Here is a 24,300-nt window from a genome sequence, read left to right on the forward strand (position 1 = left end):
ACGTGAAAAATACCTGGTTCTCCGCAGGAAAGATCCTGCTGACGCTCATCGTCGTCGTCGTCGCCGCACTCGTGCTGTGGCGCATCGTCAACTACTACATGTTCTCGCCGTGGACGCGCGATGGCCGCGTGCGCGCCGACGTGATCCAGGTCGCGCCCGACGTCGGCGGCCTCATCACGCGCGTCGACGTCGTCGACAACCAGCAGGTCAAGCAAGGCCAGGTGCTGTTCGTGATCGACCAGGCGCGCTATGCGCTCGCGCTGCGCCTCGCAGAGGCCACGCTCGCGCAGCGCAAGGCCACGCTCGCCCAGGCAAAGCGCGAATACGCGCGCAACGTCGGGCTCGGCAATCTCGTCGCGGCGGAAACGCTGGAGGAAAGCCGCACGCGCGTCGATCAGGGCGAGGCAGCGGCGGCCGACGCCCAGGTCCAGGTCGACACTGCCAGGCTCAATCTGCAGCGCACGACGATCGTAAGCCCCGTCGACGGCTATCTGAACGACCGCGCGCCGCGGATGGGCGAGTACGTGACGGCGGGCCGCGCCGTGGTCGCCGTCGTGGACATGCATTCGTTCCGCGTGGACGGCTACTTCGAGGAAACGCGCCTGCACGGCATCGAAATCGGCCAGCCCGTGCAGATCACGGTCATGGGCGAATCGCGTCCGCTGCGCGGCCATGTGCAGAGCATCGTCGCCGCGATCGAGGACCGCGACCGCCAGGCGGCCCCGAACCTGCTGCCCAACGTGAATCCGGCGTTCAGCTGGGTGCGTCTCGCGCAGCGCATTCCCGTGCGCGTCGCGCTCGACGAAGTGCCCGACGACTTCCGCATGATCGCGGGGCGCACGGCAACCGTGGCGGTGCGCGAGGAAGCGCTAAGGGACCGGCAGGCAAGCCGTGCGAATTCCGCCAGCGGCGCGCTGGGCGCTAGCGGCGCCGTCGCCGCGCAGCCCGCTTCGGGCACCGGCGTGCACGCGGCTTCCCAGGCCGCCGGAGCTTCGCAATGACACGCCGCAGTTTCTGGCGCCGCTTTGGGCCGCACTTCGCCCTCGCATCGCTCACGCTCGCGCTCGGGGCATGCATCACGCTCGGACCCAACTATCAGGTGCCGAAGGAAGCCGTCGTCAATGCGCCTCTCGCGCAGGGGCCGATCGATGGCGCGGACCGTGCGCCGGTCTCGCAACAGGGCGTGCCCGCCAACTGGTGGCAGCTGTACGACGATCCCACGCTCAACGAGCTCGTGCAGGAAGCGCTGAAGTCGAACACGGATCTGCGCGTGGCGGCGGCGAATCTCGCACGCTCGCGCGCGGCCGTCGACGTGGCCAGCGCGCAGGGCGGCTTCTCGGGCAGCGCGCACGCGGCCTTCGAGCGCGCGCAGGTGTCGGGCGAGCAGTTTCTCCTGTTCGAAAAGGTGCCCGTTGCGAACCTCGGCGATCTGGGCCTGAACGTATCGTACGAATTCGATCTGTTCGGCAAGCTGAGGCGCGGCGTGGAAGCCGCGCGCGCCGACGACGCGGCCGCCCAGGCCGCCGCCGACCTCGCGCGCATCACCGTGGTCGCCGACGTGGTGCAGGCCTACGTGGAGTCGTGCTCGGCCGCCGAGGAGCTGGCCGTTGCGCAGGAATCGCTGAGGCTGCAGAAAGAGCGCGTGGCGCTCACGAAACGCCTGCGCGACGCGGGCCGCGGCAACCAGCCCGACGTGACGCGCGGACAGACCCAGGCCAACACGCTCGCCGCCGATATCCCGCGTTTCGAGGGCCGCCGCCGCGTGGCCCAGTATCAGCTCGCCATGCTGCTCGCACGCGCGCCCAAGGACCTGCCGCCCGCCGCGCTCGAGTGCGACCGCCTGCCGAAGCTCAAGCAGCCGATTCCCGTGGGCGACGGCGCCGCGCTCCTCAAGCGCCGCCCCGACGTGCGCGAGGCCGAGCGCCAGCTCGCGGCAGCGACGGCGCGCATTGGTGTATCGATCGCCCAGATGTACCCCGACATCACGTTCGGCGCGAGCGTCGGGACGGTCGGCTTGACCGGCGATCTCTTCACCCCCGCGACCAATGCCTGGTCATTCGGACCCCTGATCAGCTGGACCATCCCCGTCAACGGCCAGCGCGCGCGCGTGCGCGCGGCCGAGGCCGCAACGGGCGGCGCACTCGCGCACTTCGACGGCGTGGTGCTCAATGCGCTGCGCGAAACGCAGTCGAGCCTCGCGACCTATGCCGCCGACGATCAGCGCGCCGAGTCGCTTCGCACCGCTTATCAGTCTGCCAGGCAGTCGGCGGACGAAACCCATCGCCTCTATGCCGCGGGCCGCGAGGCGTTCCTCTCCGACCTCGATGCCACGCGCACGCTCACCAGCGCGCACGCCCAGGTCGCCGCGGCCGAAGGCCAGGTCGCGCTCGATCAGGTACGGCTCTTCCTCGCGCTGGGCGGGGGCTGGGAGGGGAACCAGCAGACACCGCAGCAGCAGGGGACGCAAACCGCGCCTGCCGCAGCGGCGGCGCAGCGTAACTAGCGGCGCCCGGGCGACGCGCCATCTCGTGCGGCTTCTACGCGCGCCGACTTCTGCTTCGCGTTCGCGCCGCGCACCTCGAAGCGCACCGTGTCGGTCACTTGCCCGCGCGCATCGACGAGTTCGAGCCGGTGCTTGCCCGGCCAGGGCAGCCATGCCACGCGCGCCGCGCCGCCCAGGGCCTTGCCGTCCAGCCGCCAGCTCACGCGTGTGGTCGAGCCGGTCGCGCGCTCGAACCAGACACGCTGGCGCTGCGCGGGAATGTCGGGATCGAGCGCGAAAATCGTGCCGTCCACGGGACTGCCGATCTGCGCAGGACCGCGTGCGAGATCGGCCGCGTTCGAGGCGAGGCCGACCTGCGGTGTGGCGGTGCCCGCGATGAACCATTCGTTGCGCGAGGGCTCCACCGCGTCGGCGAATTGCACGCGCACCCGTTCGACGCCAGGCGGCGCGGCGGGCGCAACGCTCGGCACGCGCCGATGCAGATAGCCGACGATCGCGGCCCACACGGGCGCCGCGCCGCTCACACCCGATACGTCCCACATCGGCGAGCCATCCGCATTGCCCACCCACACGCCTACCGTGTAGCGCGACGTAAAGCCCACGGTCCAGTTGTCGCGCATGTCCTTGCTCGTGCCCGTCTTGACCGCGGAGAACATGCGCGTGGCGAGCGGGCTGTCGAAGTCGAACGTGCGCGTGCGCGCGTTGTTGTCGGCGAGCACGTCGGTGACGATGAACGCCGATTCGCGGCTGAACACGCGCCGTGACGCGCCGCGCGCTGGCGCGTTCGCGGGCGGCGTCAACTCGACGATCGGGCTCGCCATGCCGCCATTGGCCAGCGCGCGATACGCATTCGTGAGCGTGACGAGACTCACATCCGCGCTGCCTAGCGCGAGACTGTAACCGTAGTAGTCGCCCGCTTGCGTGAGCGGCAGGCCGAGCGCCGTGAGCGTCCTCGCGAAGCGATGCGGCGTGACCATCACGAGCGTGCGCACCGCCGGGACGTTCAGCGACGAACCGAGCGCCGTTCGCACGCTCACCCAGCCCTTGAAGCCCTTGTCGTAGTTCTGCGGCATATAGAGCCCGCCGCCCGCCGCGAGATCGAGTGGAGCGTCGTCGAGCAGCGAGGCCGTCGTCACGCGGCGTTCGTCGATGGCTTCCGCGTAGAGAAACGGCTTGAGCGTCGAGCCCGCCTGGCGCAGTGCGAGCGCGGCATCGACTTCGCGCGCCTTCGAAAGGCCTCCTGAGGAACCCACCCATGCGAGCACCTCGCCCGTTGCGTTGTCGAGCACGACGACCGCGCCGTCCTGCACGTTGCGCGGATGCGCGCGTTCATTGAGCTCGATGAGCGTGCGCGTGAGGGTCTCACGTGCATAGCGTTGCAGGTTCGCGTCGAGCGTCGAGCGCACGCGCATGCCGGGCGCGGGATGCACGGCGTTCGCGATCTGGCGCGCGAAGTGCGGTGCGAGCTGTGGCGTGTTTTCCCTGCTGCCTTCGATTGACGGGTCCGCGGCCGTGACGGCCGGGCGCGCGAAAGCCATCTGCACGAATGCATCGAGATTCGTGCAGCGAGTGTCGACGTTCGCGGCGCTCATGTCGCGCAGAATGCGGCACGCGCGCGGCGCGACCTTCGTATAAGGCGCGTTCGGCGCACGGATCAGCGCGGCGGCCACCGCCGATTCTCGTTCGTCGAGACCCGATGGCGCCTTGCCGAACAAGGTCTGAGAAAGCGCCGAAAGGCCCACCGTCTCGCCGCGGAACGGCACGAGGTTCAGATAAGCCTCGAGAATCTGGTCTTTGCGCCAGCTGCGTTCGAGCCGCAGCGCGTCCACCGCCTGCCCCGCCTTTTGCGCGAGCGAGCGCTGCCCGGAGTGCTTCGGATCGTCGTCCAGCAGACCCGTGAGCTGCATCGTGACCGTCGATGCCCCCCGCGTGCGCGTATTCCACAGGTTCGCCCAGGCCGCGGCTGCCGCGCCCCGCCAGTCCACGCCGCTATGCTCGTAAAATCGTTTGTCCTCCGAAACGACGATCGCCTCGCGCAACGCCGGCGAGACGTCGGCAAGCGCCACCCAGTCGCCGCGCCGCGCCGTGTGCTCGACACGCGTGCGTTGCAGCGGCGTGCCGTCGCGGGCAAGCAGCACCCAGTCCGAGCTTTGCCACTGGGCGCGCACGTCGTCGAAACCGGGCAACGCCCAGGCGCGCACCGGCAGCAACGCTACGCAAAGCGCCGCGGCGCCGTGCGCCAGCGCAGCGCGATGCCGGGACGCGAACAGGGGGCTCATTGCGCTGCCGCCTTCACGACAATGGGGGCATTCGGCGCGACGCCGAACGTGGCCGGCGCATAGAGCGCCTCGACGCGCGTGGGCGGTAGCCCGAACGTGCCGACGTTGTTCAGACGCACGGTGTACTCCACCGATACCTTACCCTTGGGCACAAACTCGTAATAGGCGCGGTAGCCGTCGAAGCCGCGTTCGACGAACGCGGGCCAGGGGCCGTTTTCGTCCTGCTTCTCGCCTTGCGTCGCCACGGCCGAGTCGCGCCCGAGGCCCGAGCCCAGAATCGTCGCCCCCGCCGGCACCGGGTCGTTTACGACGACCCACGTCATGTCGGTTTGCGCGTCGATATCGAGGCGCACGCGCACCACGTCGCCGCGCGAGTAGACGCCCTTCACGGCAGCGCTCACCGGCGTGATCGTCTTCGTGATGCGATAGCCCGCTGCGAAGGGCGCACGCAGCGCGACGGCGGCCAGGCTCTCCACGGTCGCCCAGGGCTTGCCCGTTCCCGAGTGCGTGAGCGCGAGCGTCGCGCCTGCGTTCTGCTTCGGCCACGGCAGGAGCGTGCCGCGCGCCGGCACGTTACGTGTCGCCGCCGTGGCCCCGCTCGCTACGGCTTGCGCCGCCGCGTTCCAGTCCATCGTGCGGGATGTATCGCCCAGCTGGATCCTCGTCGTTCCCGTGACCGGTTCGTGCTCGAACACGCGCGAGAAGCGCTCGACCGCCAGCGAGCCATACACGTTCGCCGTCGTCGTGCTCCAGGCGCCGTTGCGCTGCAATGCGAGCAGGCCTGTAACGAGCCTCGGCATCTCGTCCTTCCAGGCGGGGTTGTCGACGAAGGCGAGCGCGAGGCGCGCGGCGTTCACCTCCGTGCCCGTCATGAGCCACCACAGATCGTCTCCGGCGGCCGTCGAGAACGTGAGCTGCGTGCCCTGCCACGTGAGACGCGCACGCAGGATCTGCTCGAGCTGCGCCAGTTTCGCCATGCGATCGGGCACGTCGCGCATGCGCGCAAGACTTTCCGCGTAGTCGATCACGGCCGACGTGGGCCACTGGTTCGGCGCAATCTCGATCGACCCGAACAGGCGCGCGTTCGCCGCGCCGTAGCGCGAAAGTGCGTCGATGGCGGCGAGCTTGCGCAGATCGAGGTCGCGGCGCGGCGACCACGGATTGCGCTCGATGCGGCCTTCGACGAAGCGCGTGAGGCCCTCCACCATCTTGCTGCGCAAGGCGTCGGGCAGCGCGAAGCGCGGATCGAGCTTCGACGCCTCGTCGGTGACCGTCAGCAGATAGGCGGTGAGCGCGGTGCTGCCGCGGCTCGCGCTGTCGTCGGCGGGCGGGAAGTAGTTCGCGAGACCGTCGCGGTCCAGATAGACGGGCAGACGCGCGATCACCGTTTGCCAGCGCGCCGGATCGCGCAGGCCGATTGCAACCGACGTCTGCTGTTCGAGGCATGAGAACGGGTAGCGCCCGAACCAGCGGCGCACGCCCGGCAGGCCGTCCGCGAGTTTCGGTTGCAGCGATACCGCTATGCCGCCGCGTACCACGCCCGCCTTCGTCGCGCTCGCGTTCGCGGGCGGCGCGACCGGGATCGAGAGCGTGCCGTCGACCTGTGCGAGCGTCGCCTGCTGCACCGTCACGGGTATCGCCGCGCTCACCTGCTGCGCGAGCTTCACCGCGTCGGCGGCGTGCGCCCCGCCCTGCTCGACCGCGTTCACGTTCCAGGTCAACGCGGGTCGATCCGCGTCGGCGAGATCGTCTGGCACCGCGACCGTCCACGCAATCTCACGCGACGCATTGGGCGCGAGGTCCACGGTTTGTGCGGGGAGCGAAAGCGGCGGCACATTGGGCGTGACGAGCACCTTCATGGCACGCGTGGTCGTATTGCGCAGCGTGAATTGCGCGCGGAACGTATCGTCCTCGCGCACGAGCGGCGGCAGACCCGATATCAGTTGCAGATCCTGCGCGCTCTCGATGCTCGCGCTGCCCGTGCCGAAGCGCGCCACCCCGCTCGCCGCAATCGCGACGATACGAAAACGCGTGATCGAGTCGTTGAGCGGCACGTCGACCTGTGCCGCGCCCTTCGCGTCGAGCGTCACGCGCGGGTTCCAGTAGAGCAATGTATCGAAGAGCTCGCGCGTGGCGGCGTGCCCGCCGCCGCCACCAGCCGGCACCGCCTTGCGCCCGAAGTGACGCCGCCCGACGATTTCCATCTGCGCCGTCGCCGTCTCCACGCCGTAAGCGCGTTGCTGCAGCATGGCGTCGAGCAGGTCCCAGCTGCGGTTGGGCATCAGTTCGAGCAGTGCTTCGTCCACGGCTGCCACGGCGATCTGCGTGCCCGCCGGCACCGGCTGGCCGCCGGGAAGTTGCACGCGCAACTGTACATGCGAGGTCGCGCGTACCGGGTAGCGCTTCGCGTCGGGCGTGACACTTACCGTCAGCCGGTGCGCCGCGTCGCCCACGCGGATTTGCGCGAGACCGTAGCGGAACGCGGGCTTCGAAAGATCGACCAGCGGCGTGGGCGCTTCGTACTGGCGGCCTTCGTACCAGAACGCGCGTGCCCATTCGAGCGGCGCCCTCCAGCCCCAGGTGAAGAACGAATACCACGGCACTTCATGAATGCGCCCGCGCAGCGCGAGCACCGAGACGTACACGTTCGGCCCCCACGTGTCGCTCACTTTCAATTCGACGGTCGGGTCGCGGCCGTCGAGCTTCACCACATGTGTTTCGATGATGCCCTCGCGCTCCACGGCCACGAGCGCCGTCGCGAAGCGAAATGGCATGCGCACCTGGAAGCGTGCGGTCTCGCCCGGCTCGTAGCTCGTCTTCTCGGGCAGCACGTCGATACGGTCCGTGTTCTCGCTGCCGAACCAGAGTTCTTCCTCGCGCGTGACCCATACGGAAGTCGTTGCCGTGGATACGCGGCCGTCACCGTCGCGCGCCGTGGCCACGAGTTCGATGTTGCCCGGCTCCTTGAGCTTCGCGTCGCAGGTGAGCAGGCCGTGGTCGTCGCTCGTGCCGCTGCACAGCGTGCCGAGATCGCGCGTTTCCGTATGGTTGTCGTACGCGTAGAAGCCGCCCACCATGCGCTTGCGCGACGTAGTCGTGATCTTCGCGACCCCACGCACTTCGAGCTTCACCCCCGCGTGCGGCTTGCCCTGCAGATCGAGCGCCAGCGCCGTCACCGGCACCGTCCGGCCCACCGAGACCCAATGCCCCGATTTGATGCCCGCCACCACGGCCGCGGGCCAGAGCGTGGCCGCGCCGCTGATGGTCTGCACTTCGCCGTTCGGGTCCGCGAAGGTCGCTTCGAGCGCGAGGCGCTTTGGTGCGTCCACGCTCGGGAGGTTCTTCAGCACGAGCGTGCCCGAACCATTGCGATCAAGCGTGAGCGGCTCCTTGTCGGCCACGAGCTTCGCGACTTCGGTGTCTTCTCGCGGCCCGTTGTCCTCGTCTTCGGATACGTTGTTCGCTCGCGTCGCGGCCACGTACGGCGCGAAGCTGAAATCGCCATACGTGCTCGCGAATGAAGGCGTGGTTTCCTTCACGAGCGCCGAAACCTGCACGGGAAGACCCGAAGCCGCGCCCCCCGACACGTAATCGATCTGCACCGCCACGCGCGTCTGACTGACCGCGACGAGCGGCGACGTCTTCTCGTTTTGCACGGCGATCGTGCCTTTGAGCACGGGCAAGCGGAAGGCTTCCACGCGGAAGCTGCCGCTTTCGTAGCTAATATGGATCGAGCCGGTGCTGTCGTCTGCGTTGTCGTCCGCACTGTCGTTGCTTTCGGGTGCGGTGGCGCTCACATCGCCGTCGTCGAGCGAGACGTCGTATTCGCCCAGCTTCGCTTCGGGCGGCAACGCGAAGGTGGAATCGGCCGTATGGTCGGCGGCCCATTTGAGCGGCAGATGCCACGTCTGCCCGCTTCCGGCATGGCGTATCGTCACGCGCGTGGGATACTGCTGCGGGAACGCGAAGCCATGCATCGTCTGCGCGCGGATGAAATGCTTCATCGACACTGTCTCGCCCGCGCGCAGCAACGTGCGGTCGAAGACGGTATGCGCGCGCACCGTGGGCGCTACGCTCGTATCGGTCGGCACGTTGAAGCGCCACGATTCGATGCCGCGATTCCAGTCCGACCGCACGAACGCCATGTCCGGGCCGGTCTTCGGGTCGTCGATGCGCGCGGAAACGAACAGGCCACCATAGCTGTTTTCGCCGCATTCCCGCCGGTTGGAAAGTGGACCATCTATGCTCAGCAGTCCGTGTAAATCCGTCTTGCCCGTGGCTAGCGTATCGCCGTTGCAGTCCGATACGTGCACCTGGGCGCCGACCACGGGTTCGCCCTTGTCGAGCGTCGTAACCCAGACCACGCTGTTCTCGCGGCCCTGCTTGAAATGCACGCCGAGGTTGGTGACGAGCACGGTCGTGCGCACGTACATTTGCGCGGGCTTGCCGAGCAACGATGCACCGAGCGACGGCGAAGCAAGCTCGATCACATAGAAGCCGGGTTTCGGCACGGGAATGCCTACCACCTCGAATGGCCGCAGTGTTTTAGGATCGGCCTTTGGCAGCGCGAGCGTCTGTACGCCCGGCTGGCCGTCGAGCAGCGAAAGCGAGCGCACGTCGATGATGCGCTCCTTCGTTTCATCGCCGCTCGTATCGCTGCCCTCGCCCGTTCGCGGAATCACCACGGGCGATTTTGCCCTCGCAAGCAGGCCCGGCATCAGCCTGTCGATCGACGTTTCACTCATGCCGAAACTGTCGAACTGGTCGACGAGACGCATCCAGCGGCGCATGTCGATATCGGACTGCACCGCGAGCTTCGCGAACCTGGCCTCGCCGGCATTGAGCCCTTGCACGTGCAAGTCCGCTTCGACATTGCGCAGCGTGACCGGGACGAGCGGGGGCGTGTCCGGCTCCGCATAGCGTTCGATGATGCCGAACGTCGAGGACGGGAATTTCGCGAGCGGCGGCATCGGCGCGGTGGCGGTGCGCAGCGGGAACAGGTCGGCGTTCGCGAGCGGGCGCCCGCTGACGTCCTTGAGTCCGGCTGGTGCGGTGACCGTCAGCGTCGTGTGGTCGGGCAAGGGCGCGGCGAACGCGACCGTGCTGACTTCGTTATCCTTGTCGCCCGTCCGGAAGGTGGGCGCGATTTCGCCTTTCGGGCCTTGCAGACGGAACTTCTGCGCGTCGGCGCGGGTGATCGGCGCGCTGAGGTCGATACGCAGGGGCCGCAGCGGCGTGCATGGCGCCTTCGCGTTCTCGCGCTCGCAGCTCATGCTCGCCGTGAACGGCGCGCGCACGGTGAAATCGAAGCGGCGTTCATCGACATTGGGTGTGCCGTTTGGCCCCAGCACGCCCTTGCCGTACACGAGCTGCATCTTCGCGCTGGAGGGCAGCGTCTGCTGGCAGGTGAGCGTGAGCACGCTCGCGCTGTCCTTTTCGAGCCGGAAATGCTTGAGCAGCGCCGCGCGCGTGGGCGCGTCGGCAGACCGAACCGGGATGCGGTTGCCGAGCCCGCCCGACTCGCACCAGACGTGCTCGCGCACGGAATCCGCGGTCGCGGGACCATTGAGCTTGAGCACGAATACCTGGTTTTCCTCAATTTCGCTGCCGCCACCGGGATAGGGCCGCACGCTCACGGGAAACGGGCCACCCGTCGAGAACGTGAAGCGGCGCGCGCCTGTCACCGCCACGCCCGCGCGCGACTTGAGGCCATCGGCGAGCGCGACGCTGCATTGCACGTCCGGCGGCAGGTCGGCGGCGAAATCGTAGGCCCATGTCTTCTCGTCGATCCAGCGGCCCTGGCCCGCGCCGGCCGCCGCGCTACTGCATTGCACGCGTGCGGGATCCTTCGCGTCGGGGGCGCCGAACGCCACCATCGCCTCGTCGAACCTCACCACCACCTGACGCACCTGCGCCACCGTTCCCTGCGGCGACACGCTGACCGTGCGCGCGGCGTGGGCGCGCCACGCCCATACCATGCACGCGCCAAGCGCCAGGGCTAGCGCCAACGTCCACCATCCGCCACTTCTTCGTGTTATTCGTTGCATCGACCGGACCTCGTTTGCGCGCACGCGGCGCGGCCAATGCCGGGCGGCGTGCGGGTGTATGGTACAGCGCGGCGCGGACGCGTGCCCCGGGAATGGCCGCTTGCGCACGCTCAGGCGGGCGCCCCGCTGCGAATGCGGGCGCCGGCGCCCAGCATGCCGTGACTGAAGCGCCGGCCATATCGGAAAGTGCTGAATTCTGCGGATGGGACGCGTCGCACGCCGCTTTTTCGTCCAGGGTCTCGTTCTATCCCTGACGGTCTCCGGCGGCCTTACCTGCTGGCTCACCCGCGAAGACTTCCCGCAGACGGGCACGAGCGATCCTGCGGTCCGGCGCATCGAGCCTGTCAAAGGTCCGACAATGACTTCATCGCCGATGGCGCCTCACCTGAAGACTGTCTTGCCACGGCTGTTACCGGTTCGACTTCGCGCCCACGTCCCCTCCCGCAAGCAGGATCTGGTCAAGCAGCTCGAGCTTCAGTGGCTTGTCCGCGTCGAGCTTCTTTTTCTCGATCACATATTTCCAGCCGTCGCCGCTGCCCGGGTTCCGGTACAGCGCCACGACGGCCACGTACTTCGTATCGGCCTGCATCGGCTGCGAGAGGCTTGCCGCTGCGCCGGGATTGAGCACCGCCGCCATGCTGTCCTGCAGATCCTGCGTGAGCACGGTGCGGTCGTTTTTCAGGAGATCGTCGTAGGACGCCTTGTCGAACAGCTTGCGATCCCTGAGCTGGTACACGCGCACGGCGACCGATGTCGGCCGGCCGCTGTCGTCGGCATTCAGGGCATCCCGTGCCGACAGATCGACGTTCAGGACCTTGACCTGTTTGAAGAACACGGCGTGATATGCGTCCGCCGTGGCATCGGATACGGTCTGCAACGCGCCGCATGCCGGAAGCAACAGCGCGGACGCAAGGATGGTAAGGGTCGATCGGATAGACATTCGGATTCCGGGGGTTACGCGCGTTGAGGATTCAGATAGGGATTGGGCGGCGGCTTCGGGAACGCCTCGCACACACCGAGAGGAATCCTGATCATGCGCTCCTCTTCGGCGGGCAGCACGGTTGTCCACCCGAGTCGTGGCGCGGGGCCTTCCGCTACCGAACCTATGGACGGCAGGGGCGCGATCCGTGAAGACACTTCCATGCGCAGATGAATATCCGAGCGGGTGCCAACATAGAGCGTCACGAAAGCGATCAGTTCGCGATGCAGCCAGGCGCCGGGCAGCAGGTCGTGAGCCTGCCGCGCGTTATCCGGGCGCAGCGTCACCCGGGCGGCCCGGCTCCGATAGGCGAGTCTTCTGCCGAGCACATACCCGCCGCCGAGACCGCGTCTTGCGCCGCCGCCTGATGTCGATCCGGGTGCCGCTGGCTGCGAGGTGAGCGGGCGCGGTTTTCCTGTACCGGTCATCGCCGGAAAGAATTCGTCGACGCGAACCTCGACGTCCGGAATCGCCAGCGCGATTACACCCGCGAGCCCTTCCGGCGTGCGTGTCTTCTGCGCGAGCAGACCCAGCAACGCCAGCATGCGGCAATCGGGCAATCCTGCGCGTTCCGGCTTGCCGCCCGAGCCGAATCCGACCAGCGTCAGCAGGTTCCGCGAATGGGCATCGCGCCCCCCCGCGAGGAAGCTTTCCGGGTAGCGATACTTCTTCCACGCCCGGTACAGCAGCGTGATGAGGCGGTGATCGTACTGGTCGAGAAACCGTTCGACGACCTCATGCCCTTCCTCACGCAGAACGATGTCGTCGATCAGGTGCGGCGGCATGGCCGCATCCACGCCGTACAACCCCATGAAGGTCGTCCGCACGACAGGCGGCGCGGGCGGACCATAGTCGTCGTCGTTGCCGCTGTATTCAACCGCAGCGATTTCACCGGCCGGAAACCCGCTCCGCCGCCACGATCCGAAGCGCACGGGCTCCTGTTCAGCCGTATCGCGCGAGCCGAATCCGGCGCCATCCGTCGTACCCGCCTCGAGCAGGCGGCACAACTGCATGAAGCTCATCTGCGGTGCCCGCGCAAGCAGCGAGGCGACCAGCGGCTCGAGCCTGGCGTTGCCTTCCCCGTTGTGTTCCATTTTCATAGTGGCGAGCGTTCCGCCTTGCTGCGCGGCCAGAGCGTGCGCTTTTGCGATGGCAGGCTCACGATCGAGAGCCTGGTGAACAGGTTGATCTCCGCATACATCGCAAAGAAGCGGTGCAGCATCTCGCCAAAGAGCATCACGTCACCTTCGCCCGCAAACGCCTGTGAATCGAGCGTCACCTCGATCAGGACGCCACGCTCGACCGAGCCGCCCGACACCTCCTCGAGAAGTTCCTCCGATACCCACAGGATGCCGGCCAGGCGCCTGCGGTTCAGCTCGTCATCGGTCCAGTCGTAAAGCGCGAGCGTTCCGCGCAGCACTTCCGCGTTCATCAGCGACAGAAAGTTCGCGGCAAGGTGAGAGAGCACGCGCCACTGGTACCGGTCATCGGTGGGTGGATACGGATTGCCGGACCTGACCAACGTCTACCGGAATCTTCCCGCCTCCGTCAATGACCTGCGCAACCAGATGGAAAGTGTGCTGCTCAAGTTCGAACCCCGTCTGCGTTCCATCGAAATCGAGATCAACGAGAATCCGGATCCCGGGTTGCTCGTGAGCTTCACAATGGTCTGCACCCTGAAAAAGGCGGGGCTGGTGAGATTCGGGACATATTTCGAGCCACCCGGACGCATGCGTCTGGAACGGCTCGCCAATCGCCAGCGCGCACCTTAACGCGCGTTATAGATCGGCGGCGAGTAGCTGCTAACCGCACCATCGCTACGCCCGCCGCTTTGCGACGAGCCGCTCGTGGCGGGGCCATAGCCGCTTGTCGGCGCCACGGCTGCGGTTTGCGCGTTCACGCGGGCCTGGGCCTTCTGCAGATCATCGGGGTAATAGAGATCGTTCACGGACGGACGATAGCCGGCCGCTTCGAGTTGCACCAGTTCGTTGCGGACCTGGGCCCGTGTAACGGGTCCGTTGTTGACTTGCGCCTGCGCGAAGGAAACAGCCGGGACAACCAGCACGGCAGCGAGCGCAACAGTCTTGACGAGCGATTTCATGACCAACCTCCAGTAACTTGATCGAATCGGCGCAGCGGCAATCTCTGCATCCGTTGCTTACAAGTCTAGGAAGGTGGGTCGCGCGAATAAACACCGCGAACGCGAATTCACTGTTTTCCCAAAGCAGACAATCATGGCCTGGCGTCATCGCTCGACTGCATAAGCTTCTATCCAGCCGGAATAAGGAACACGCGCGCCACACATCATCGCACTCTGGTGCATGATAGGGTCTCTTCCGAATCTTCGATGAGGGGGCAGCAATGGCGACGTGGCAACCCGATCCGACCTTCTACCCTTCCGCGCGCATGGCGGGCGAAGCTCCGCCGGAAACGCTGGCGTACGTGGCGAGCTTCGATCCCACGCGCAGCGTGCCCGACTCGCTCGATGTGGTCGATCTCGACCCCGGCTCGCCTGACTTCGGGCGCATCGTGCATCGGCTGCCAATGCCCAATGTGGGTGACGAACTCCATCACTTCGGCTGGAATGCCTGCAGTTCCTGCCTGTGCCCCAACGCGCCTCATGCGCATACCGAGCGGCGCTATCTCGTCGTGCCCGGGCTACGCTCCTCGCGCATCCATATCGTCGACACGAAGCCCGACCCGCGCCGCCCGCATATCGCGCGCGTCCACGAACCCGAGAGTGTGGCGCAGCGCGCGGGCTATACACGACCTCATACCGTGCATTGCGGGCCGGATGGCATCTACGTGACCTCGCTCGCGAATGCGCGAGGCGAAGCGCCCGGCGGCATCTTCCTGATGGACCACGAGAGCTTCGACATACTCGGCCAATGGGAGATCGACCGCGGGCCGCAGCAGCTGGCCTACGACGGCTGGTGGCACCTTGGTTACGACACGCTCGTGACGAGCGAATGGGGCCTGCCCGCGACGTTCGAAGACGGTCTCGTGCCCGAAGTCCTGCTCGGCGGCCAGTATGGTCACCGTCTGCACTTCTGGGATCTGCACACGCGCCAGCACAAACAGGTGCTCGATTTCGGCGCGGAAAACCAGCTCGTGTTCGAGCTGCGGCCCGCGCACAATCCCACGCGGCCTTATGGTTTCGTGAATTCCGTGATCAGCCTGAAGGACCTCTCGGCCTCGATCTGGCAGTGGTATCGAGATGGCGACGCGTGGGCCGCGCGCAAGATCATCGAGATCCCCGCCGAGCCCGCCGACCCCGAGCATCTGCCGCCCATGCTCAAGGGTTTCGCAGCCGTGCCGCCGCTCGTCACCGATATCGCACTCTCGCTCGACGATCGCTTCCTTTACGCGGCGTGCTGGGGCACGGGCGATTTGCGCCAGTACGACGTATCCGACCCGGAGCACGCGAAGCTCACCGGTTGCGTGCGCATAGGCGGCATCGCGGCGCGCGCCGCGCATCCTTTTGCGCCGGCGCGCGCGTTGAATGGCGGTCCGCAAATGGTGGAAGTGAGCCGCGACGGCCGCCGCGTCTATTTCACCAACTCGCTCTATGGCGCGATCGACGGGCAGTTCTATCCCGAAGGCATCGACGGCTGGATGGTCAAGCTCGATGCGGCACCCGATGGCGGCCTGGCGTTCGACGAACGCTTCTTCGTCGAGTGGCCGAAGTCGCATCGGCCGCACCAGATCCGGCTCGAAGGCGGCGACTGTTCGTCTGATTCGTACTGCTATCCATAAGCCGGAGCCTGCCATGGAGGACGTGTTCGGCGCGCATTGGGGCGCGTGGGCAGCCGTCGTGGGCAGCGGCATGTTTCACGGCGTGAACCCGGCGATGGGCTGGCTGTTCGCGACCGCGCTCGGTTTGCAGCGCGGAAGCCGGGCGGCGCTGCTGCTCGCGTTGCCGCCCCTCGCGCTAGGCCATGCTGCGTCGGTTCTGCTGTTCACGAGCTCCACGGCGGCGCTGGGCGCACACTTGCCGGGCGCGGCACTGCATTGGGGGCTGGGTGCGCTGCTGATCGCCTGGGCCGCGTGGCAGCATGCATATGGGCACCGGCACCGCGCTCGCGTGGGCATGACGGTGGGCTTCGTCGGGCTCGCTGCGTGGTCTGCGTTGATGGCGACACTGCATGGCGCGGGGCTCATGCTGATGCCGGCCATGCTGCCGTTGTGCGGCGCCGTGGGGGGTGCCGCGAACCCGCTCGCGCTTTCGCTGGCGTTCACCGCACTGCATACGCTCGCCACGCTTGCCACCACTGGCGCGGTCGCCCTGCTCGCCTACGAGTATCTCGGGCTCGGCGTGCTGCGGCGCGGCTGGATCAATTTCGACTGGCTCTGGCGCGGGGCGCTCGTCGCCACCGGCACCTTGATGATCGCGACGGCATGAACCGCGCGATCAGCTCCCCGCCGGATAATCGGTGCCTAGACTCAACTCACGCCACGTTTCGATATCGGCAAGCACCGCGCGCAGGCGGTTACTCACCGCATCCACGCCGAATGCGCCCAGCACGAGATGCCGGGGCGGATCCTCCACTTCGGCGATGCGTATCATCGCCTGCGCCGCGCGCACGGGGTCGCCAGGCTGATGCCCGCTGCCCTCGGCCGTGCGCTTCATGCGTGCGCCGGCCGTTTCGGCGTAGTCGTCGATGCGGCTCGCCGTCTGCACGAGCGAGCGGCCTGCCCAGTCCGTGCGAAACGGCCCCGGCTCCACACATGTCACCTTGATGCCGAGCGGCCCGGCCTCCGCCAGCAACGAATCGGAGAAGCCCTCGACGGCGTGCTTGGAAGCCGCGTAATACCCGGAACCCGGAAAGCCCGCGAGCCCCGCCACCGACGTGATGTTGATGACATGCCCCTTGCGGCGCGCACGCATGCCGGGCAGAACCGCGCGCGTAAGCGCGAAGAGGCCAAATGCATTGGCATCGAACTGTGCGCGGATCTCGCGCTCCTCGCCTTCTTCGATCGAACTCTGATAACCGTAGCCCGCGTTGTTGACGAGGACGTCGATGGCGCCGAACTGCTTTTGCGCGGCCGCGACGGCGGCATCGATCTGCGCGGCGTCGGTTACGTCGAGCGAGACACGCAGCAGGCGCTCGCCGGCCTCGGGCGCGAGATCGTCCAGCGACGCCTTGTTGCGCGCGCTGGCCACGCAACGCCAGCCGCGCGCGAGCACCGCGCGGGCGAGCTCGCGGCCAAAGCCGGTCGAACAACCGGTCACGAACCAGACCGGCGACGCATTCGGAGATTCAACGGACATGGGACAACCTCCTGAAAGAAGGGGCAGACAAGCGTGCAGAAGCCGGGCGCAATTGCAAATAATAGCGGCGGCACGCAAAGTCTGCTGACGAGCCCGCTGGGCGAATCAGTGCGCCAGCGCGGATCGCCCGACCCATGTACCATACGGCGCCTGGCGCCACGACAGACTTGCACGCGCGCCGATTCAACCGCCCTCTGCCGGAGAAGAAATCCGATGTCCACCGCCACCACGCCCGCGTTCCCGGAAACCGACATGACCGCCGCCATGCGCGCCCTCGAAGCGCGCTACGGCACGCCGTGGTCCGAGCCGCTGCCGGCATGGAACGATACGCTCGACACGCTGCTCGCGCATCGCTCGGTGCGCAGCTACGCCGACCGCGCGCTGCCCGACGGCACGCTCGAAACGCTGATCGCCGCGGCGCAGTCGGCCTCGACTTCCTCGAACCTGCAAACGTGGAGTGTGGTCGCCATCGAGAACCCCGAGCGCAAGGCTCGCCTCGCAGAGCTAGCGGGCGGCCAGTCCCACGTTCGCGCAGCGCCACTCTTTCTCGTCTGGCTCGCCGACCTCGCGCGCCTCGAAGCCGCCGGTGCGCGCAGCGGCGCAAGCGTCGAAGGCCTGCATTACATGGAAACGCTGGTCGTCGGCATGATCGACGCCGCGCTGGCTGCGCAAAACGCCGTAGTCGCGCTCGAATCGCTCGGCATGAGCGCCGTGTATATCGGCGGCATCCGCAACCAGCCCGAGCAGGTGGCCGCCGAACTCGGCCTGCCGCCGCGCGTGCTGCCCGTGTTCGGCCTGTGCGTGGGCTATCCTGACGAAACGCGTCCCGCGGATGTCAAGCCGCGTCTGCCGCAGGAAGTCGTGCTCCATCGCGAGCAATACGACGCACCCTCGCAAGTGGCGCCAATTGCCCAGTACGACGAAGTAATGGGCGGCTTCCAGACCGCCCAGGGATTGAGCGCGGCAGGCTGGACCTCGCGTTCGCTCGCACGCTGGCGCAGCCGCGAGTCGCTGCACGGCCGCGACCGCCTGCGCGACGCGCTGAACGCGCTCGGCTTCGAGCTGCGCTGAACGCCGCCGAACACCGCTTGACACCACGAGCGACGAAGTACGACGCCACTCAGGAGGAACGCAAATGAAAGTTGCCGTCATGGGCGCGGGCGCAGTGGGCTGCTTTTTCGGCGGCATGCTGGCACGCGCGGGACACGATGTGGTCTTGATCGGCCGCCCCCAGCATGTCGAGGCCATCGCGCGAGAGGGGCTGCGCATCGAAGCGCGGCAGTTCGACGAGCGCATCGGCGCGCCGCATCTCACCGCCAGCACCGAAGCCTCCGCTGTCGCCGGGGCCGAACTCGTGCTGTTCTGCGTGAAGTCGACCGATACCGAAAGCGCGGGCGCCGCGATCAAGCCGCATCTGCGCGCCGACACGCTCGTGCTCACGCTGCAGAACGGTGCGGATAACGCGGAGCGCCTGCGCACCGTCATCCCCCAGGACGTAGCGGCCGCGGTGGTGTACGTCGCCACCGAAATAGCGGGCCCCGGCCACGTGCGCCATCACGGACGCGGCGAACTCGTGATTGAGCCATCGCGCGCGAGCGACGCCGCCGCGCGCTCACTCATCGAAGCGGGTGTGCCCACAGAAATCTCGCCCAACGTGCGCGGCGCGCTCTGGGCCAAGCTGATCGTGAACTGTGCGTACAACGCGCTCTCAGCCATCACGCAACTGCCTTACGGGCGCCTCGTTCAGGGCGTGGGCGTGAGCGAGGCGATGCATGACATCGTGGCCGAGTGCGTGGCCGTGGCCCAGGCCGACGGCGTGACGCTGCCACCGGACATCGAAGGCGCAGTCACGCGCATCGCGCAGACCATGCCGGGCCAGTACTCGTCCACGGCGCAGGATCTCGCACGCGGCAAGCGCAGCGAGATCGATCACCTCAACGGTTATGTCGTGCGCCGTGGTGTGGCGAAGGGGGTGCCCACGCCCGCGAACCGCCTGCTGCAAACGCTCGTGCACCTTATCGAGGACAAGGCGCACGCGGCGATCTAGCACCCGTGCACTGACGAGGAATCAGCGATCGAACACGAGCAGCGTGGACGTGGCGGATGCGTAGAGCTTGCCCTGCGCGTCCGTGATGCTGGCCTCCGTAAACGCGGCTCGGCGGCCGATGCTTAGCACGCGACCTTCGGCGCGCACCGGCCCCGTATCGGCCGTCATGGGCCGGTGATACGCGACCTTCAGTTCCAGCGTGGTGTAGGCCTGATTCGGCCCGAGACGCGAGTGTGCGGCGCACCCGCAAGCGGAATCGAGCAGCGTGGCGGCATAGCCGCCGTGCACGGTGCCGATCGGGTTGTAGACGTGAAACCCGGGCGTGCTGGCGAACACGGCCCGGCCCTCTTCGACCTCGACCAGTTCGAATCCGAGCGTTGCGCCAATGGAGGGGCCACGGCCCCCTCGCAGCATGTGCTGCAACTGTTCGAGGCCGGTGAGGCCGGCGGGCATTTCAGCAATGAGGTTCATCGAGGCAGTCTCCGTTCTGACGTCGCGCGTCTGGTCGCGCCTGTGGATACGCCACATCGTAGCGCTTTTAGAACGGTCGTGCTTAAATTATCGCAGCCCTCGATTCAGTCCTCGATTCATTACAACGAGGCGGGGCACCGGACGTTTCAATACGTCTCCAGATGCAGCCGCCCTTCGCGCTTGAGGCGCTCCCACAACGCCTCCCACCCCATCCCGTGGTTCTCCGCGATCTCCTGAAGCGTCTGCAGCACGCCATCCTCCATGCCTTTCAAGCCGCAGACGTAGATATGCGTGTTGCCGTCCTTGAGCAGTTGCGCGACGTCCACGGCGCGCTCGCGCATGGCGTCCTGCACATAGCGCTTTGGCTGGCCAGGCGTGCGCGAGAAGGCCAGATTCGTATCGATGAAGTCCTTCGGCAGATTCATCAGCGGTCCGAAATAAGGCAATTCCTCCTGCGTGCGCGCACCGAAGAACAGCATAAGCTTGCCCGTCGCGCCTTTGAGCCTGCGGCGGCGCCGATATTCGGTCATCGCCCGCATGGGCGCGGAACCCGTGCCGGTGCAGATCATCAGCAGATGCGAGTTCGGATGGTTCGGCATGAGGAAGGTATTGCCGAACGGGCCGATCACCGTCACCACGTCGCCCTTTTTCAGGTCGCAGAGGTAGTTCGAGCACACGCCGGCCGTCGCGTTGCCGCTGTGATCGCGCGTCACACGCTTCACCGTGAGCGAGACGTTGTTGTAGCCGGGACGCTCGCCGTCGCGCGGGCTCGCGACCGAATACTGCCGCGCGTGGTGCGTGCGCCCCTGGGCGGTCGCGCCGGGCGGCAGGATGCCGATGGACTGACCTTCCAGCACAGGAAACGGCATCGCGCCGAAGTCGAGCACGATGTGATGGATGTCGCTCTGCGTGGCGTCGTTGGTCAGGCGGTAGTTGCCGACCACGGTCGCCGTAGTGGGTGCCTTGTGCGTGTAGAGCTGAACGTATGGCCGCGCCGCCGACCACGGCGGCACGGTCGAGCCGCGCACCATGTCGGAGCCCGCGATCGGTACGTCGGCAGCATTCGGCGCGGCTGGCGCGGCAGACGTTGCGCCGCTTGCCGCCAGGGTTTCCATCGGCGCACCCACCGAGGGATTCTGAGCTGGCAGTTCATCCCACGTGAACTGTTCGTCGATTCCGTACGCCTCGCCCTTGAGCACGTTGCGCCAGTTGTCGATCGCGCCGGTCGGGCATGGCGGCACGCAAGCCATGCAGGCGTTGCAGACATCGGCCTTCACCACATAGTTGGTGCCGTCGTGCGTGATCGCGTCGATGGGACACGTTTCCTCGCAGGTATTGCAGCGTATGCAGATTTCAGGATCGATCAGGTGTTGCCTGAGAATTTCCATGGGGACCGGACCGTTCAAAAGTGTCTCCCGCTGCGGCGCGCGATCCGGATGCCGATCGCCTCGCAGTCGCCTTCAGTTGAAGCGCACGTATTCGAAATCGATCGGCTGCCGGTTGATGCCCATGGCCGGCGGCGCGATCCAGTTGGCGAATTTGCCCGGCTCGACCACGCGGCCCATGAGCGAAGCCACGTAGGCGCGGTCTTCCGCAGTGGGCAGCCAGTTCGCTTCATTCGCAGCCCACTCGGCCTCGCCGATCACGCGACCGTCAGGGGAAACGCGCACGCCCGCGAAGGTGCCGATCTGGCGGTTGAACGCCTTGTGCGGGACGGTGAGCCGATAATCGATGCCGGCCTTTTCCAGCACCTTGTTCCAGCGGTTCACGCCCGCAATCGAGTCCTTGATGTAGTCGTCGCGCAGCACCTCGTTCATCGCGTTGAGCATGGGCACCTCGCGCTCGACCAGTTTGCCATCCTGCACGTCGAGCAAGCGGTATTGCTGGCCTTCGAGCTGGTGATCGTCGTCGCGTTTCGTCTCTTCATAGCGGCCCTTCAGGCCCGAGCTGTAGAAGGTCGCGGCATTCGACGACTGATCGGCGCCGAACAGGTCGATCGTCACCGAGTAGTGGAAATTCAGGTAACGCTGGATCGTTCCGAGGTCGATCACGCCCGCAGCGCGCAAGCGGTTCACGTCATCGGTCTTCAGCTCGTTCATGACCTGCGCGGTGCGCTGCACGACCCGCGAGATGCCCGATTCGCCGACGAACATATGATGCGCTTCCTCGGTCAGCATGAACCTGGTCGTGCGCGCGAGCGGGTCGAAGCCCGATTCGGAAAGCGCCGAGAGCTGGAACTTGCCGTCGCGATCGGTGAAGTACGTGAACATGTAAAACGCCAGCCAGTCGGGCGTTTTCTCGTTGAACGCGCCGAGAATGCGAGGATTGTCGTCGTCGCCGGAGCGCCGCTCGAGCAATGCTTCGGCTTCCTCACGACCGTCGCGGCCGAAGTAGCGGTGCAGCAGATACACCATCGCCCACAGGTGCCGGCCCTCTTCCACGTTCACCTGGAACAGGTTGCGCAGGTCGTAGAGGGAGGGCGCGGTGAGGCCGAGATGACGCTGCTGCTCGACCGAAGCGGGCTCCGTGTCGCCCTGCGTGACGATGATGCGGCGCAGGTTCGCGCGATGCTCGCCGGGCACGTCCTGCCATGCGGCTTCACCCTTGTGCGCGCCGAAATGGATCTTGCGGTCGGCTTCGCCCGGCGTGAGGAAGACGCCCCAGCGATAGTCGGGCATCTTCACGTGATCGAAATGCGCCCAGCCGCCCGCGTCCACGCTCACCGCCGTGCGCAGGTAGACGTCATAGCCGTGCGACCCGTCCGGACCCATGTCGCCCCACCATGAAAGGAAGTTGGGCTGCCACTGTTCGAGCGCGCGCTGCAGCGCGCGGTCGTCGGCCAGGTTGACGTTGTTCGGGATCTTTTCGCTGTAATTGATCGTGGACATTTCGGTTCCTTGCGGCGTGTTCGGCCGATGCGGCGGCGAATGCGGATATCAGACGCGGGCGACGTCGAACTGCGCCTTGCTGCCCTTGCCGTACACCTTAAGTGCGCCCTTCTCGCCCACGGCGTTGGGCCGGTTGAAAATCCAGTTCTGCCACGCGGAAAGGCGCCCGAAGATGCGCGTCTCCATCGTTTCGGGCCCGTTGAAACGCAGATTGGCTTCGAGGCCCGTGAGGGCATCGGGCGACATTGCGGCACGCTCTTCCAGCGCAAGGCGAATTTCGTCGGGCCAGTCGATGTCGTCTGGCGAGGCCGTCACGAGCCCGAGGCGCTCGGCCTCGACCGGCTTGACCGCTTCGCCGATCTTCTCGCGCACTGCGTCGATCGATTCGGCTTCCTCATAGAAGCGCCGCGCGAGACGCGATTGATGCGTGACCATCGGATAGAGACCAAAATTCGCTTCGGATAGCGTAATAGACGGCTCCTCCTCTTCGTTCGCGGGCAGCGCGGCCATATACGAGCGATCGGCGGCAAACGCGAGTTCGGCGAACGTCCCGGCGAAGCACGAGCCGGGCTCGATCAGCGCGAACAACGAGCGCGACGAGACATCGATGCGCGCCAGCGTCCGGCGCAGCATGCCGATGGTTTCGCGCACGAACCAGTGATCGCGGTGCGCGAGGAGCGCGGCGTCGGCGGCCAGTACGTTGCGCGCGTCGCCTTCGGTTTTGAGAATCCACGTGCCGATGTCCAGTTCGTTGGTGCGCATGGAAAGGATCGCGTCGTCCAGCTCGCGCGCGAACTGCAGCGGCCACCAGGATGCGCCGGCGGCAACGATTGCTTCGATATCCGAAACAGGCGCGGTAGCGGGCGCTTTCGCCGTAAACGTCGCAGTGCGTTTCGCGCGGTCGATCGTCACGTCGACGCACGCGTAGCTCAAGCCGTTGACGTGCTCCACGCGCTCGATGGGCGTGAGTGCAATGCCCTTCGCGCCGACCGGACGATCACTCGCCGCGGCCAGTTCGAGCGCACGCGCCTGCACCGCCTGGCCGAACTGGTTCGGCTTCACCACGTCGTCCACGAGGCGCCAGGCCTTCGCACGCTCGCCGCGAATGCCTTCCACCACGGTGCAGAAGATATCGGCGCGATCGTGACGCACCTTGCGCTTGTCGGTGAGGCGCGTGAGGCCGCCCGTGCCGGGCAGGACGCCCAGCAGCGGCACCTCCGGCAGCGCGACCGACGACGAGCGGTCGTCCACGAGCATGATCTCGTCGCAGGCCAGCGCCAGTTCATAGCCGCCGCCTGCACAGGAACCGTTCACGGCGGCAATGAACTTCAGGCCCGAGTGGCGCGACGAGTCTTCCATGCCGTTGCGCGTTTCGTTGGTGAACTTGCAGAAGTTGACCTTCCACGCATGGGTGGAGAGGCCGAGCATGAAGATATTGGCACCCGAGCAGAACACCCGGTCTTTCAGGCTGGTCAGCACGACGGTGCGGACCTCCGGATGTTCGAAGCGGATGCGCTGGAGTGCATCGTGCAGTTCGATGTCGACGCCGAGGTCGTATGAGTTCAGCTTCAGCTTGTAGCCGTCGCGTATGCCCCCGTCCTCGGCGATATCGATGCCGAGCGTCGCGATCGCGCCGTCGAACGTGAGCTTCCAGTGCCGGTATTGCGAGGGATCGGTGCGGTAATCGACCCGCTGGGGGGCGACGGCGACTTCGGCTGACATGAGCGTCTCCTTTCTGCACTTCGTTTCAATGAACGATAGTGCAATCGAAAACTCACGTAAAGCACCTTAATGCACTTTAATGCAGACAGCGG

Annotated in this window: 16 protein-coding genes and 2 pseudogenes; 7 read left to right on the forward strand and 11 right to left on the reverse strand. The window is 66.7% G+C overall.

The annotated features are described in order from the left end of the window. The first annotated feature begins 2 nt into the window (after positions 1-2). Positions 3-1,001, forward strand: a complete 999-nt coding sequence (locus BMI01S_RS21710) for an efflux RND transporter periplasmic adaptor subunit (RefSeq protein WP_028230329.1) — start codon at positions 3-5, stop codon at positions 999-1,001. Then, positions 998-2,503, forward strand: coding sequence for an efflux transporter outer membrane subunit (locus BMI01S_RS21715; RefSeq protein ID WP_028230328.1), 1,506 nt, complete (start codon positions 998-1,000; stop codon positions 2,501-2,503). Before BMI01S_RS21710 ends, BMI01S_RS21715 begins: the two co-directional genes overlap by 4 nt. Here BMI01S_RS21715 and pbpC read toward each other — a convergent pair. The 5 genes and pseudogenes from pbpC to BMI01S_RS21740 all read right to left on the reverse strand — a co-directional run. Next, complete coding sequence (pbpC, locus tag BMI01S_RS21720; RefSeq protein ID WP_042290508.1) at positions 2,500-4,782, reverse strand: penicillin-binding protein 1C; 2,283 nt, start codon at positions 4,780-4,782, stop codon at positions 2,500-2,502. The genes BMI01S_RS21715 and pbpC overlap by 4 nt on opposite strands. Next, the gene (locus BMI01S_RS21725; RefSeq protein WP_028230327.1) at positions 4,779-10,829 is read right to left on the reverse strand and encodes an alpha-2-macroglobulin family protein; all 6,051 of its coding nucleotides are present in this window, start codon (positions 10,827-10,829) and stop codon (positions 4,779-4,781) included. Before BMI01S_RS21725 ends, pbpC begins: the two co-directional genes overlap by 4 nt. 409 nt (positions 10,830-11,238) lie before the next feature. Next, a complete protein-coding gene (gene tssJ / locus BMI01S_RS21730; protein WP_028230326.1) occupies positions 11,239-11,769 on the reverse strand; it encodes a type VI secretion system lipoprotein TssJ in 531 nt (176 codons plus the stop codon). Positions 11,770-11,783: 14 nt separating this feature from the next. Continuing rightward, positions 11,784-12,908, reverse strand: a complete 1,125-nt coding sequence (gene tssG, locus BMI01S_RS21735) for a type VI secretion system baseplate subunit TssG (protein WP_042290512.1) — start codon at positions 12,906-12,908, stop codon at positions 11,784-11,786. Next, a pseudogene (locus tag BMI01S_RS21740) lies at positions 12,905-13,309 on the reverse strand (type VI secretion system baseplate subunit TssF); the annotation flags it as partial. The gene tssG and the pseudogene BMI01S_RS21740, both read right to left, overlap by 4 nt. Between BMI01S_RS21740 and BMI01S_RS21745 the strand changes: the two are divergent. Next, positions 13,308-13,580, forward strand: a pseudogene (locus BMI01S_RS21745) (GPW/gp25 family protein); the annotation flags it as partial. The pseudogenes BMI01S_RS21740 and BMI01S_RS21745 overlap by 2 nt on opposite strands. Here BMI01S_RS21745 and BMI01S_RS21750 read toward each other — a convergent pair. Further along, positions 13,577-13,909 carry a DUF4148 domain-containing protein gene (locus BMI01S_RS21750; protein WP_028230324.1) on the reverse strand — a complete coding sequence of 111 codons (333 nt, stop codon included), beginning with the start codon at positions 13,907-13,909 and terminating at the stop codon, positions 13,577-13,579. The pseudogene BMI01S_RS21745 and the gene BMI01S_RS21750 overlap by 4 nt on opposite strands. 260 nt (positions 13,910-14,169) lie before the next feature. On the opposite strand from BMI01S_RS21750, the gene BMI01S_RS21755 reads away from it, so the two are divergent. Both BMI01S_RS21755 and BMI01S_RS21760 read left to right on the forward strand, forming a co-directional pair. Continuing rightward, the gene (locus BMI01S_RS21755; RefSeq protein WP_028230323.1) at positions 14,170-15,564 is read left to right on the forward strand and encodes a selenium-binding family protein; all 1,395 of its coding nucleotides are present in this window, start codon (positions 14,170-14,172) and stop codon (positions 15,562-15,564) included. Between the two features lie 13 nt (positions 15,565-15,577). Then, entirely contained in the window at positions 15,578-16,210 is a 633-nt protein-coding gene (locus BMI01S_RS21760) for a hypothetical protein (RefSeq protein ID WP_028230322.1), read from the forward strand. Between the two features lie 9 nt (positions 16,211-16,219). Here BMI01S_RS21760 and BMI01S_RS21765 read toward each other — a convergent pair whose 3' ends face one another. Beyond that, a complete protein-coding gene (locus BMI01S_RS21765) occupies positions 16,220-17,080 on the reverse strand; it encodes an oxidoreductase (protein ID WP_028230321.1) in 861 nt (286 codons plus the stop codon). Positions 17,081-17,293: 213 nt separating this feature from the next. Here BMI01S_RS21765 and BMI01S_RS21770 point away from each other — a divergent pair, with 213 nt between their 5' ends. Then, entirely contained in the window at positions 17,294-18,151 is an 858-nt protein-coding gene (locus BMI01S_RS21770; RefSeq protein ID WP_036044427.1) for an NADPH-dependent oxidoreductase, read from the forward strand. Positions 18,152-18,215: 64 nt separating this feature from the next. Beyond that, positions 18,216-19,127 carry a ketopantoate reductase family protein gene (locus tag BMI01S_RS21775; protein WP_028230319.1) on the forward strand — a complete coding sequence of 304 codons (912 nt, stop codon included), beginning with the start codon at positions 18,216-18,218 and terminating at the stop codon, positions 19,125-19,127. Positions 19,128-19,148: 21 nt separating this feature from the next. Here the strand turns inward: BMI01S_RS21775 and BMI01S_RS21780 are convergent, their stop codons facing one another. The 4 genes from BMI01S_RS21780 to boxC form a co-directional block, all read right to left on the reverse strand. Further along, a complete protein-coding gene (locus BMI01S_RS21780; protein ID WP_028210738.1) occupies positions 19,149-19,598 on the reverse strand; it encodes a PaaI family thioesterase in 450 nt (149 codons plus the stop codon). Positions 19,599-19,744: 146 nt separating this feature from the next. Beyond that, entirely contained in the window at positions 19,745-21,004 is a 1,260-nt protein-coding gene (boxA, locus tag BMI01S_RS21785; protein ID WP_028210737.1) for a benzoyl-CoA 2,3-epoxidase subunit BoxA, read from the reverse strand. A gap of 54 nt (positions 21,005-21,058) precedes the next feature. After that, entirely contained in the window at positions 21,059-22,486 is a 1,428-nt protein-coding gene (gene boxB / locus BMI01S_RS21790; RefSeq protein ID WP_028230318.1) for a benzoyl-CoA 2,3-epoxidase subunit BoxB, read from the reverse strand. Positions 22,487-22,534: 48 nt separating this feature from the next. Continuing rightward, positions 22,535-24,208 (reverse strand): 2,3-epoxybenzoyl-CoA dihydrolase, encoded by a 1,674-nt coding sequence (gene boxC, locus BMI01S_RS21795; RefSeq protein ID WP_028230317.1) that lies wholly within the window; start codon positions 24,206-24,208, stop codon positions 22,535-22,537. Positions 24,209-24,300 lie beyond the last annotated feature (92 nt).

Origin of the sequence: Paraburkholderia mimosarum LMG 23256 = NBRC 106338, from assembly GCF_000739815.1 — a bacterium.
Taxonomy (GTDB): Bacteria; Pseudomonadota; Gammaproteobacteria; order Burkholderiales; family Burkholderiaceae; genus Paraburkholderia; species Paraburkholderia mimosarum.